Annotated in this window: 11 protein-coding genes; 1 reads left to right on the forward strand and 10 read right to left on the reverse strand. The window is 73.3% G+C overall.

What is annotated here, in order from left to right; all coding sequences use genetic code 11:
* Positions 1 to 228: 228 nt before the first annotated feature.
* The 10 genes from ACVGV2_RS02555 to ACVGV2_RS02600 form a co-directional block, all read right to left on the reverse strand.
* Positions 229 to 1,731: a diguanylate cyclase domain-containing protein gene (locus ACVGV2_RS02555; RefSeq protein WP_459164439.1), complete on the reverse strand. Its 1,503-nt coding sequence runs from the start codon at positions 1,729 to 1,731 to the stop codon at positions 229 to 231.
* An 11-nt stretch (positions 1,732 to 1,742) separates the two neighbouring features.
* Positions 1,743 to 3,317 carry an FAD-dependent oxidoreductase gene (locus ACVGV2_RS02560; RefSeq protein ID WP_459164440.1) on the reverse strand — a complete coding sequence of 525 codons (1,575 nt, stop codon included), beginning with the start codon at positions 3,315 to 3,317 and terminating at the stop codon, positions 1,743 to 1,745.
* 111 nt (positions 3,318 to 3,428) lie between these two features.
* Positions 3,429 to 4,199: a GNAT family N-acetyltransferase gene (locus ACVGV2_RS02565; protein WP_459164441.1), complete on the reverse strand. Its 771-nt coding sequence runs from the start codon at positions 4,197 to 4,199 to the stop codon at positions 3,429 to 3,431.
* Positions 4,200 to 4,245: 46 nt separating this feature from the next.
* A complete protein-coding gene (locus ACVGV2_RS02570) occupies positions 4,246 to 4,626 on the reverse strand; it encodes a hypothetical protein (protein ID WP_459164442.1) in 381 nt (126 codons plus the stop codon).
* A complete protein-coding gene (locus ACVGV2_RS02575) occupies positions 4,623 to 7,532 on the reverse strand; it encodes an FtsK/SpoIIIE domain-containing protein (RefSeq protein ID WP_459164443.1) in 2,910 nt (969 codons plus the stop codon). Before ACVGV2_RS02575 ends, ACVGV2_RS02570 begins: the two co-directional genes overlap by 4 nt.
* Positions 7,533 to 7,655: 123 nt before the next feature.
* Positions 7,656 to 7,907, reverse strand: a complete 252-nt coding sequence (locus tag ACVGV2_RS02580) for a hypothetical protein (RefSeq protein WP_459164444.1) — start codon at positions 7,905 to 7,907, stop codon at positions 7,656 to 7,658.
* Positions 7,904 to 8,164 (reverse strand): hypothetical protein, encoded by a 261-nt coding sequence (locus ACVGV2_RS02585; RefSeq protein ID WP_459164445.1) that lies wholly within the window; start codon positions 8,162 to 8,164, stop codon positions 7,904 to 7,906. Before ACVGV2_RS02585 ends, ACVGV2_RS02580 begins: the two co-directional genes overlap by 4 nt.
* A gap of 239 nt (positions 8,165 to 8,403) precedes the next feature.
* Positions 8,404 to 8,850: a hypothetical protein gene (locus ACVGV2_RS02590; protein WP_459164446.1), complete on the reverse strand. Its 447-nt coding sequence runs from the start codon at positions 8,848 to 8,850 to the stop codon at positions 8,404 to 8,406.
* A 79-nt stretch (positions 8,851 to 8,929) separates the two neighbouring features.
* Positions 8,930 to 9,265 carry a PRC-barrel domain-containing protein gene (locus ACVGV2_RS02595; RefSeq protein ID WP_459164447.1) on the reverse strand — a complete coding sequence of 112 codons (336 nt, stop codon included), beginning with the start codon at positions 9,263 to 9,265 and terminating at the stop codon, positions 8,930 to 8,932.
* Positions 9,266 to 9,566: 301 nt separating this feature from the next.
* Complete coding sequence (locus tag ACVGV2_RS02600; RefSeq protein WP_459164448.1) at positions 9,567 to 10,292, reverse strand: DUF4232 domain-containing protein; 726 nt, start codon at positions 10,290 to 10,292, stop codon at positions 9,567 to 9,569.
* A 437-nt stretch (positions 10,293 to 10,729) separates the two neighbouring features.
* Between ACVGV2_RS02600 and ACVGV2_RS02605 the strand changes: the two genes are divergently transcribed.
* A complete protein-coding gene (locus ACVGV2_RS02605; protein WP_459164449.1) occupies positions 10,730 to 11,506 on the forward strand; it encodes a GH25 family lysozyme in 777 nt (258 codons plus the stop codon).
* Positions 11,507 to 11,671 lie beyond the last annotated feature (165 nt).

An 11,671-nucleotide genomic window follows, 5' to 3' on the forward strand; every position in this document is an offset into this window, starting at 1 on the left:
GCGCGCACCGCGGGCGCTTCGCGGGCGATCGCCCTCCGTCGGCGGGGGACATTTCTCGAGAAAAGTCGCGTACTTTTCTCGAGAAACGTCCACCCGGCGGCGCGCAGTCCCCGCGAGCGCCGCCCGAGCTGGTCGGCTTGCTGGGACGGTCCCTCCATCCCGGTGCGCACGGAGTCCCCGCCCGACGGGGCGTGGTGATCATCGCAGGGCGCTGTGACGACCCCGGCCTCAGGGCAGTTGCGGATCGATGCTGATCCCGTCTTCGCTGTGCTTGGCCCGGTACATGGCCGCATCGGCCCGGGCGAGGGCCTGATCGGGCGTGTCCTCGGCACGCAGCCGCACGTATCCGAGGCTGATGCTGACCGCGCGCGAGGACTCGCCCGTGTGCACGGGCTCGTGGAAGGCTTCCCGGATGCGCTGGGCGAAATCGCGCGGTTCCGCGGGTGCCGGGTTGAGGAGGACGACGAACTCATCGCCGCCCACGCGCGCGAGCGTGTCCGCGTTCCGGATGCAGGCGGTGAGACGGGCCGCGGTCGCCTTCAGCACGGCATCTCCAGCGGCGTGCCCCACGTTGTCGTTGATCTCCTTGAACTGGTCGAGGTCGGCGTAGAGGAGCGCGAGACGGTCAGGTTGCGCCCGGTTCTGCGACAGTTCCCCGTTCAGCTCGGACAGCAGCAGAGTTCGGTTGGAAACTCCGGTGAGGGGGTCGTGGGTGGCCTGATGGGTCAGCTGCTGCTGGGCGACGTGCAGTTGGCGCAGGCTCATGAGTTCGCGCACGACCACCAGCGACACGAGACCGACGAGGAAGTACACCCCGCTGCGGCGAGCGGCTCCGGTCGATGCGGTGTTGAACAGCGTGAACGCGCACACCGCGGTCAACGGGACGTACGGCAGCAGCAGCAACGACATGCGCGGAGTCCGTCGCAAGAACCGCCGCTCGGGAGCGAGCGCGGCCAGCAAGAACAGCACCGGACCGGTCATGTACCCCACGTCGGCCAAGGGCGGGGGCGTCGCTGCGTTGCTGATCGCGTAGATGTAGAAGACGTTGGAGAACCCGATGGCGAGAAGACCCGTCACCAGCCATGCCAGCGGGGGACGCAGAACGCTGTGCAAGGTCATAGCGAACAGGATCGCGATGGTCATCAACACCAGGTCCGCCGCGGTGTACGAAGTCACCATCAGCAGCCTCTCCACGTGGACGCTGCCGGCGTTGCGGATGGCGTCGAGCGCGATTTCCCAGCTCAGAGCCAGCAGACTTCCCACGATGATGAGCCCGTCGAGCATGACGACCGCGTTCGACGGCACCACGCCGTGTTCTTCGGCTGCCGCGCGATCCCGCTTCACCATCCCGAGCAAGGCGAAGAAGGCGAAAAGGGGCAGCCCGAGGTAGAGCGCGTTCGCCGCGTCCGGGAAGAGGTTCGGGTCCTCGCTGCGGTACGCCGTCCACAAGGCGTGAGCCGTGAGCCACCAGACGAGCGCCAGGGCCATCAGCCATCGCCATCGCCGCTCCTCGCCGACCCGGCGCCACCCGGTCCAGGCGAAAGCCGCGCCTGCGGCGACGGCGCCCAGCAGGCTGGTCACATCAGCCACGAGCTGGCTGACCGCGATATCCAGCAAACCCGACAACACCAGGATGATGACGGCGCAGTCCGCGACGACCACGACGGCCACCTTGCGGTAGCAACGCTGCTTCGCGGTCGTGTTCGCAACCTCGCTGCCGGGGCGTTGCATTCGCACACCGCCTACCCGTCGAGACCGGCACCGCTGCCGTCGACGCCCTCGCGCGCCCGCCGCACCAGATCATCGACCGCCGTGCGCGCCCGCTCGCGCTGCGCCGGCCCCAAACCGGCCCCAGCCCGGCGACGCAGCACGTCACCGCTGCGCAGCGCGCCCTCGTGCCGCACGGCCCACACCACCTCGGCCGCCGTCACCGGCACCCCCGGCGCGACCAGCTCGGCCAGGTCCGGGTCGAGCTCCGCCAGCGCGGCCAGCCGCGCCGCCTCGGCCCCGTACTTGGCGAGCAGGCGCGGCGAAGCACCCGACTCGGCCAGGTACGCCGGCGGGGCCGAACCCACCAGCGGCACCGCGGCCGTCCGCGACGGCCCCGCGTGCAGCTCGCCGTGGCGCACGGCCAGATCGACCGCTGCGGAAGCGTGCTCGGTCGCAGGCGCCGAACCGCTCGCGACCGCGATCACGCCGGAATCGGTGCGCCACGCGCCGTTCTCCCCGCGATCCCCCGGATTTGCCACGACCGGGGCGGTGGCGGCGCCGAGGACGACGTCCCGCTCGGGCCGGTGCCCCAGAACTCCCGCCAGCGCCGCCACCACCGCGTCCACCGTCCCCGGCAGCGCCGGCTCGTCCGCGAGCGGGACCTCGCACGGTTGCACCCACGCGTTGCCGTCCGCCGACGGCACCACCGAAACGAACCGGCCGTTGTCGGGAACCGGTGCGAGCAGTCCGGTTTCGGCCACGCCCACCGCATCGGCGTCGACGAGCAGGCCGTGCCGCCGCGCCAGCGCAACCACCGCCGCGGGGTCCACTTCGGACATCCAACCGCCCGCGGCGTTGATCACGGCACGCGCCCGCAGCCGCAGCAGCTCGCCCGTGGACGCGTCCACCGCCTCCACGCCGTCGGCGCGCACCTGCTCGGCGCGCACCCGGGTGAGCACGCGCGCGCCGAAACCCGCCGCGGTGCGCGCCAGCGCCACCACCAGGCGGGTCTCGTCGACCGGGCGCGCGGCGAACCACAACAGCCCGCCGCGCGTGTCCGCGCGCAGGCCCGGCACGAGCGCGAGCGCCCCCGCGCGCGACAACCGCCGCGAACGGGGCAGCGCAGAACGCCGCGCGCCGCGCAGCACCGCGTCGCGGGCGTGCAGCTCTGCCGTCCACGACACCTCGCGGTGCCGCGGCACCGCACCGGTCAGCGGCAGCACGCGCCCCACCGCGCGCAGCGGGTGCGTGGGCGAGTCGTGCAGCGCCGGACGCAGCCGCACGGCCTCGGCCGCGGACAGCCGCCACGGGTGCGGCTGCCCGACCGGGGGCGCATCCGGGGCCGACCCGGCCGCGGACACCTCGGAGGGGTCGACCGTGCCGCCGAGCAGACCCGCCGCCCCGGAAGCCAGATCGGCCTGCTCCACCAGGGTGACGTGCAGGCCGCGGGCGGCCGCGTCCAACGCGCACGCGGCCCCGACCGTGCCGCCGCCGATGACGAGCACGTCGGCCGTCTCCTCGGCCGCCGCGGCGAGGTCCCGGCGTCTGCGCGCCGCGTTCAACGACGTGGCGCGCAGGGAGCCGGCGGGCAGCGGCGTCGCGGTCATCACTTCAGCACGGTGTTCACTGCGGGCGCCGCGCGCAACCCGAGCCGCTGCGGTGCGTCCGTGATCACCGTGCAGGGGCTCACCGTGCGGGGCCCCGCCGCGCGGGCGTGCTCAACCGACCTCCTGCGGGCGCGGCGAACGCACCGGCGCGGCCAGGGCAGTCACGGCGCGGTAGTCGAAACCGAGCCGCCGGTACACCTTCAACGCCGCCGGGTTGTCCGCGTCCACCATCAGCGTCACCAACCCCTCGCGGGAGAGCTCCCGCGTGAGGAACGCGCACAACTCGGTGGACAGGCCGCGGCCGCGCCGCTCCGGATGCGTCGCCACACCGGCGATGAAGCGCACGCCCGGGGCGGGCCAGGAGTCCGCGCCCGCGGCGAGGAGCGTGCCGTCGGCGTCGCGGATCCCGGCCCACCGGCGCACGCCCGGATCGCCCGGGAACAGGTACGAACGGGGGTTCGCCGTGTGCAGCAGGGCGGTGACCTCGGCCTCCTCGTCCGCGGCCAGCCACCGCGCCGCACCCGCGTCCTGCGTCGGCGGGTCGGCGACCAGGTCCATCCAGCCGAACGTGGCGCGCACCTCGAGGTCCAGCCGGGTGGCGACCCGGTGGGCCAGGGGAGTGGCCGCCAGCGGCCGCAGCCGCTGGTCCGGCAGCTGCGGCATGACCGCCGAGAGCAGTTCCGCCGCGTCGTCGGGCGGGCCGGTGCAGACCAACCGGTCGTTGCGGTTGAGGTCCGGGGCGTGCACGGCGACCGCGCCGCCGTGCTGCCACGCGGCTCCCGCCGCGTGCGGGTAGTCCGGGGTCAGAGCCTGGGCGGCCCACTGCAGCATGGGCTCGTCGGTGGCCGCGCGGACCGCCTCGAAGCTGGACAACTGGTACATGCTCCAGATCATGCACCGAACGGGTCCGGTAGCGGTGTAGTGCAGCTCACGTCCCGCCGCGGATCCACCGCCGCTTCTGCCGCGCCGTCGCCTCGTGCAGCTGCAGCAGCGCCTGCTGCATCTCCTGCCGCGACTGCTCGGCGGACTGCGGCGGGGCCTGCGGGTCCGGCTCCGGCATCCCGCCGTCGACCTGGAACCAGCGTTCGTGCCACAACGCCTCCAGCGCGGCGTTCCAGCGCTTGCGGGCATCGGTGCGCACCTGTTCCAGCTGCGCATCGGCCTCGTCGACGCGGCGGGGCGCGTCGGCCGCGGTGTCCTCCAGCTGCGCGGCGCGCGCGTTCTCGTGCCGCCGCAGCCGCTCCGCCGCCGTCGCGGCAAGCGCGGTCAACTCCTTGTAGCGGATCGCGGCGGGCACCTCGTCGGTCACCGCGCACCTCCCGCGGCATCGTCGGCATCGCACAGCGCCTCCGGCCCGCCCCGCTCGGCCGCACCGGACGTGCCGGATCCGGCGGCCCCGTCCGGGTCCGCCTCCTCGAGCAGATCGTCCAGCTCGAACGGCAGCATCACCTCCGGCTGCGCGTTCGCCGAACGGTCGAAGAACAGGCCGCGCCGCGCACGCGGAGCCCAGGTGACCATCTGCCCCGCGGCGAGCTGCGTCAACTCCTGCCCGTGCGCGTCGAACGCCACCCACGCGCCCAGGTCGTCCACCGAGCCGGTCATGCCCAGGGTGTGCTTGACGCGCTGCGCGCTGCGCCACCAGCCGAGCACGTGCACCCGGGCCTCCGGGCCGTGCCGCAGCACGGTGCGCAGCAGGTCCAAGCCCGTGCTCATCGTCTGCGGATCCTTGCGCTCCAGCGCAGCGTGCGCCGCGTCCACCCCGAACAGCAGCGCGTAGTGCGGCTCGCCGCCGCGCTGCTGGACCTGCTGCGCCAGCTCGGCCACCGTCGCCTCGGCTTCGTCGAGGTGCACCGTGCGCACTGCGTGCCCCGCCGCGGCCGCGGCGGCCGCCAGCGCACGCACCCGCGGGGCCGCGTCGTCGAGGAAGCACCCGAAGGTGAACCGCGCCCGTCCCGGCGCGTGCTCCCGCGCCAGTGACAGGGCCCCGGAGCCCAGCGTGTTCACCGCGTCCGCGCGGGTGGAACCGATCACGGCGACGTGCCGGCCCGGCGAGCGCTCCAGCGGGACGGACACGGGGGTGCCCTCGACGTCGATGACCTGCCCCAGCAGCGCCCGCGGCGCGCCCGCCGCGGGCGGGGCCTGCTCCTCGGGTGCCCGTTCCGCGGGGGGCCGTTCCGCGGGGGCCTGCTTCCGGGTACTCCGGGGCAGCACGTCGGACAGGCGCGGCAGCACGGACCCGTCGAACAGGCGCGGCGGTGTGCTGCCCGGGCGGCACCGCTGCCACAGATCCCGCTGCAGCCGGTCGAACGTGCCCTGGGACGTGGCGTCCGGCACGCGGGCGATCGCGTCGCCGTAGCGCACGCCCGACTCGTGGTTGACCACCGCGTGCCAGCGGGGCAGCTCCACCGCCGCGTTGTTCTGCTCGGCCAGCACCCGCCGCGCCTTCGGCAGCGCCACCCGCAGGATGAACTGCTCGAAGATCGCCGGTTTGCCCCAGAACGCTTCGATGCCGGACACGTCCTGGCTGGCCAGCACCAGGTGGATGCCCTGCGAGCGGCCGCGCCGCGCCACGTCCTCCAGCAGGCTCGTGGCCTGCGCCGAGACGTGGTCGCGCCCGGCGAAGAGGTACTGGAACTCGTCGACGACCGCGACGATGCGCGGCCACCGACCCCCCGGATCCGCCGCGCGCAGCTCCTCCAACTTGGTGACCTCGTGCGCCTTGGCCGCGTCCGCGCGGCGGCGCATCTCGTCGGCGAGGAACCGCAGCAGCGCCAAGCCGAACTCGCGGTCGGTGTTGACGTTCACCCCGACCAGGCGGGCGTGCGGCAGCCAGCTGGGCTCGCGCCGCCCGGGCGTGCACTGGGCGAACGACACGCCCTCCTTGAAGTCCAGCAGGTGCAGCTCCAGCTCGTCCGGCGAGTAGCGGGCGGCGAGGCTGCCGAGCATGCCGAACAGGAAGTTCGTCTTGCCGGAACCGCTCGGCCCGCCGACGAGCATGTGCGGGCTGGCGTCGCCGAGGGCGATGGACACCGGTTCGCCCGCGTCGAACCCCACGGGTGCGGACAGGCCCGCCGTCGAGTCCCGCGTCCACGTCCGCTCCGGAACCAGGTCGGCGAACGTGCGCACCCGCGCGCGGCGGGCCAGGTGCTCCTCGGCGATCGCGTCGCAGGCGCGCAGCACCTCCGCGTGCGGCGGGGCCTCGTCCGGGCGCACCACGGCTTCGGCCCCGGTCGTGCTGCAACGCGCCCGGTCCGACTCCAGCAGGGTGACCGACTCCAGCGGACTGTGCACCGTCAGCGGCAGGTCGACGGTGATCAGCTGGATGCCGCAGGCCAGGCCGTTGCGGGCGATGCGCTGCAGCTGCCGCTGCTGCTCCTCCTGCAGCGGTTCGCCGGTGCCGAACAGCACCGCGATCCGCCACGGCTCCTGCCGGTGCCCCGTCTCCGCGGCCAGCGAGCGCAGCGAGGTGTGCCCGCCGAGCAGGGCGGAGGTGTGGATGCGGCGGATCTGGTCGGACAGGACCTGCAGCATCTCGTCCAGGCGCGTCGGATCGTGCGCGGTGAGCAGCTCGGCCCGCGTCAGCGGGTACAGGCCGGGCAGCGTGCCGGTGAACTGCCCGATGTCCCACACGTGCACGCGCACCAGACCCGGCTGGAAGTGGCCGACCACGCGCAGCAGGAGGTTCTGCACCAGTTCTTCCGCGGTGCGGCCGGTCTGCGAGGTGCTCGTGATGCGCAGGTGCGACTCGTCCAGCAGCGGCACCGCGGCCGGGAACGGCTCCGGCGCCGGCGAGTCCGGCACCGCGGCGGTGCCGATGCGCCACAGCTCGGGCGGCTCGGTGGCCGGCGCCGTGCCGGGCGTGCCCAGCCAGTCCGACCACGGTGCGCCGGCCGCGCCGGGGGCGGCGGTCGCGACCAGGTCGGACAGCTGCTGCGGCGCGGTCTGCCAGGCGCGGTAGATCTCGGCGCGTTCGTCCAGCGCGTCCTGCAGCGCCGCGTCGAAGGCCGCTCCGCGCTCGGTGCTGATGGCTCCCGGGTCGCGGTAGGCGGCCGCCACCCCGTGCTGGGCGATGCGCAGGGCGCACTCCTGGCGGGAGACGTCCTGCTTGCGGTGCGCGTGCTCCTGTTCGGCGGCGCCCAGCGCGGTGGCCACGCTCGCGCGCAGCCGTGCGAAGGCCTGCTCGATGCGGCGGCGCCGCTCGTCGCGTTTGCGCAACGGGCTACCTCGACACTGGGTTACGGACAGTGATCAACTTACCATGATCGGCAGTGCTCGTTCGCTGCAGCGATCCCCCGCTGCGGGGGCCTTCGCTGCGGGTCCTTAGCTGCAGGGTCTTCGCTACAGGGAGGCGCGGAAGGCGGCGATCGTTTCGCGGACCCGCTCGACCGCTTCGCGGGTGCGTTCGATCTGGTCGTCCGCGCGGTGCAGGCCCGGTGGCACCACGGTTTCCGGGTGGTCCGGGTCGATCCGCGCCAGGGCGGCGGTGGCCTCGCCGAGCGCGGTACGTCCCCTGCCCAGCTCGGCCGCCACCCGGGTCAGTTGCTCCTCCACCGAGATGAGCGCGCGGACGAGCTCGCCGACGCCGTTCAAAGCCGTCCCGCGTAGCTCTCCGCGGAGGTGACGCCGGCGTTGATCGTGCCGGTGACACTGGTGAGGTTCTGCTGCGCCTCGGCGAGCATGCCGTAGGCCTGCTGGATGTCCTCCTGCGCGGTGCCCTGGGTGGCCATGGCGAGGGCCTGCTGCGCCTCCTCCAGGGTCTGCGAGGCCTGCTGCACGGCCGCGACCGCTTCCGAGGCCTTCTGGTTGGCCAGGGCGATACCCGCGCGAACCTCTTCCACGCCTGCCATCAGTTCTTCGGTCCTCCCGGGGCGCGCGAAAACGCGAAATTCGTCGGATCTGCGACCGCCACGACCGCGCCGCGCGTCATCCACCTGCGGCGGAGGGCGATCGATTGCGTGATCGCACTCTAGCGTCCCCGCGACACGGCGCGGCAGTCAGGTCACCGATCGTGAGCAGCGCCGCCCGCGACCGCCGGAACGCCGCCGTGGTGGTGGTTCTCGCGCCCGGCGCGCAACCGCCCAGATGTCTACAGTGGATCCGAACGGGCTTCGAGCAGGAGGCGTTCGCCGCCCGGGACGAGCTCGGCGAGCACCTCCGGCTGCTCCAGCACGGTCCAGGCCGTCGGCGGAGCGCAGTGCACCTGCCCGCGCGCGAGGGGAGCGCCGAGCGCGCGCAGCATCCGCCGCACCGCTCCGGAGAGCGTGGCCTCCGCCGACTGCGTCCCGGACAGCGCGGCGCCTGCGCGGTGGATCGTCACCGCCCAGCAGCCCGGTTCCTCCGCGGAGCAGTCCACCGCCCCGGCGATCTCGCCGGACAGCAGCCTCGCCAAGTCGGAGCAGGCGGTCACCGCAGCCGAGGCGGTGTCCGCACCGACGACGGCCGTGATCTCGCAGTGCAGTCCGGAAGCGGGCGTTCCCGAATCGGGCCCTCCCGAATCGGGCAGGTCGGGGCCGGGCAACGCGGAATCAGCCATGGTGCGGGCATTCTCGCACCCGTTCGGGTGTGCGTGGTGCCTGCACGGCAGCTCCGGTGGTGGCGCGCTCGCGGGCCGGTCAGGCCTGCCCGGTCGAGTCCGGCAGCAACCCGTAGTGCGCGAACAGGTCACGGCCGTCGGCATCGGACAGGTGGCCGTGTTCGACGGTCACGCGCGGCGCCCTGCGCACCTCCGTGCGCGTGACCCGCACGTCGATGCGGTCCTCCGCGGTCTCGGCGCCGTCGAGCGGCACGAACGTCTCGCGCAGCGCGAGCATGCCGCTGCGCACGGTGATCCACTCGGGTCGGCGCGTCTCGTCGTCGATGTAGACGTTGCCGACCCGACCGAGGCGGTTGCCCTCGGGGTCGAAGACGGCCACGCCGATCAGGTCCTGAGCGTGCTGGACGTCTTTCATCGGGAGTCCTTCCTCGCGGCTGGCGCCTTCACGCTCGCGGGGAGAGCGCAAGACCGCAACCGCGCAAGGGACACGCCTCACTCCAACGGGCAATAGCACTGATCGAGTGACGGTTACGGCGGGATGGCCAAGCTGAGGTCCCCCAGCTGCCCGGCCACCCGTCAGCGAGCACCCGTCAGCGGGCACCCGTCCGGCAACGGGCACAACGGCTCACCAGGACTGCCGGGGCTCACCAGGACCATCGGGGTGCGTTCGGGGCCGGCGGGGCACCTTTCGGAGAGCGCCCCGCCGCGCGTCAGCCTCAGCGGTACGCGCCCGCGTCGATCTCCCCGTGACCGCACACCGGTCCGGCCGACCACGGCACCACCAGCGAATCCGTCTCGTCCGGTGGGATCACGTTCGCGTGCGTCGGGGTGGGGGCGCACGGGCCGTCCACCGGCTCGTCGCCGGTGGGCACGACGGTCCAGTGCAGCGTGGAACTGGCCGACTCGTCCGGAGCCAACGTGATCAGCCGCGGCTGCGGATCGCCGGTGCGCTCCATCCGGGTCGGCAGCTCCTGCCCGTGCTCGCCGACGAGTTGGAGCCCGCCGTAGCCGTACAGGTTGCAGGTCTCGCCGCTGGTGTTGGTCAGCGTCAGCTCCGCGTAGCGCTGCCCCGCGCCCGCCCCGCTCGGCTGCAGCGCTCCCGAGAGCATCGAGGTGTGGCAGCGTCCGACCTGCTGCTCACCACCGCCCGTCGCGCCGGAGGTGGTCCCCGGAGAGGGCGGGAGTGCGCTGCTGTCCGTCTCGGCGGACCCGGTCGAAGGTCCCTCCGCAGGAGCGCCCTCGTTCGCGGGAGCGCCATCGGTAGCGGGGGCGTGGCTCGCCTCCCCGGCGCTGTCGGTGACCGGGATGCCCTCGAATTCCGGGGCGGGTGCCGCCGTGCGGGCCGAATCCGCGGCCGTGCCGCAGCCGCTCAGTGCCAATGCGACAACCGCCCCCGTGGCCGGCAGCAGGCGCACGCTCGCTTTCCTGAGTCGCGGGTTCACCGGAACCACCTCTCAAACTCCCCTGTGCGGCGGGGTGTGCGTTCGTTCTCTGTCCGGGAGACGTGCCAGCCGCGTCCGGGTTGCCGAGCGTGGTGTGAAAATCGCGGCTTTCACCCGGTTCGCCGAAGGACGGCCGCGGCGCTGCGTGTTCGCCTCCCCTCGCCGCCGCGATCGGGATCGGTGAGGGCGCCACTCTGCCCCGTGCCGCGCAGCGCCGCGAGATCGTGGAAGCGCGAGTGACGGATGAGGTGGAAGTGTTCCGCGAGGCCCGTGAGCACGAGGCAGTGAGCGCGAGGCCCGTGAGCACGAGGCGCGTGCGCGCGACGCGAAGATCACCCCGGCGGACTCGGCGTGTGCCCCGGATGGTCGACGTCCCGCGTTGCCGCTCAACGGTAGTTTCGTGATCACTGCACGTGGCACCTGAGGGGGTAGTAGCAATGGCCGAGCGCATTCCGGGCATCGACGTCGCGCGGTACCAGGGCGAACCGGACTGGAACGCGGTCCGCGGCGCCGGGTACGTGTTCAGCTACATCAAAGCCACAGAAGGGGCCGGCTACGTCAGCCCGACCCTCGACGCGCAGCTGGCCGGAGCGCGGCGCGCGGGCGTGGTCACCGGGCTGTACCACTTCGCCCGCCCGGACACGAACAGCCCGGACACCGACGCGGCCACCTTCGCCGAGCAGCTGGGCCGCCTGGACTCGGCAGGCCAGGGCAACCTCCCCCCGTGCCTGGACATCGAGACCGAGGCCGGCAACCTCGCGGCCTGGGTCAAGGGATTCATCGACGCGCTGCGCTCGCGCACCGGACGGCACGAGATCACCGTCTACGCCTCCTCGTCCTGGTTCAGCGACAAGCTCGCCCCGGACGCGTGGGTGGACGACGGCGTGTTCCTGTGGGTGGCGCACTACGGACCCGAGCCGGGCGAGCCCGCGTACAACACCGACCGCGTGGTGCTGCACCAGCACTCCTCCGAGGGGCAGGTGCCCGGCATCGAAGGCAACACGGACCTGAACGTGAGCATGGTCGAGCTGGCCGCGCTCACCGGCGCCGCGCCACCGCCCCCGCCGGAGCACCGCACCTACGTGGTCCAGCCCGGCGACACGCTCTCCGGGATCGCGCAGCAGTTCGGCGTGGACTGGCGAGCCATCGCCGAGCTCAACGGCATCTCCGATCCGGACCTGATCTACGTGGGGCAGACCCTGCGCATCCCTTAGAGAGCCCGTGGATTGGCTGGCGTTGTGGGTCGGGTGGGAGAACCTCAGGCGCTTCCCAGCTGCCCCCGGCCACCCGCCCCGGACAGCGGAACATCGGGTAGCCATCTACACAACGTCGGGGCTGTCCTCGCGAGGCAACGCCTGAGAACCCCCGGCGGCTCGGCC

The organism is Bounagaea algeriensis, from assembly GCF_054491375.1.

Excerpts from the sequence above, each read along its gene's own strand:
- ACVGV2_RS02605 (WP_459164449.1), top strand. The coding sequence starts at position 10,730 with ATGGCCGAGCGCATTCCGGGCATCGACGTCGCGCGGTACCAGGGCGAA.
- ACVGV2_RS02595 (WP_459164447.1), bottom strand. The coding sequence starts at position 9,265 with ATGAAAGACGTCCAGCACGCTCAGGACCTGATCGGCGTGGCCGTCTTC.
- ACVGV2_RS02565 (WP_459164441.1), bottom strand. The coding sequence starts at position 4,199 with ATGTACCAGTTGTCCAGCTTCGAGGCGGTCCGCGCGGCCACCGACGAG.
- ACVGV2_RS02585 (WP_459164445.1), bottom strand. The coding sequence starts at position 8,164 with ATGGCAGGCGTGGAAGAGGTTCGCGCGGGTATCGCCCTGGCCAACCAG.
- ACVGV2_RS02555 (WP_459164439.1), bottom strand. The coding sequence starts at position 1,731 with ATGCAACGCCCCGGCAGCGAGGTTGCGAACACGACCGCGAAGCAGCGT.
- ACVGV2_RS02560 (WP_459164440.1), bottom strand. The coding sequence starts at position 3,317 with ATGACCGCGACGCCGCTGCCCGCCGGCTCCCTGCGCGCCACGTCGTTG.
- ACVGV2_RS02590 (WP_459164446.1), bottom strand. The coding sequence starts at position 8,850 with ATGGCTGATTCCGCGTTGCCCGGCCCCGACCTGCCCGATTCGGGAGGG.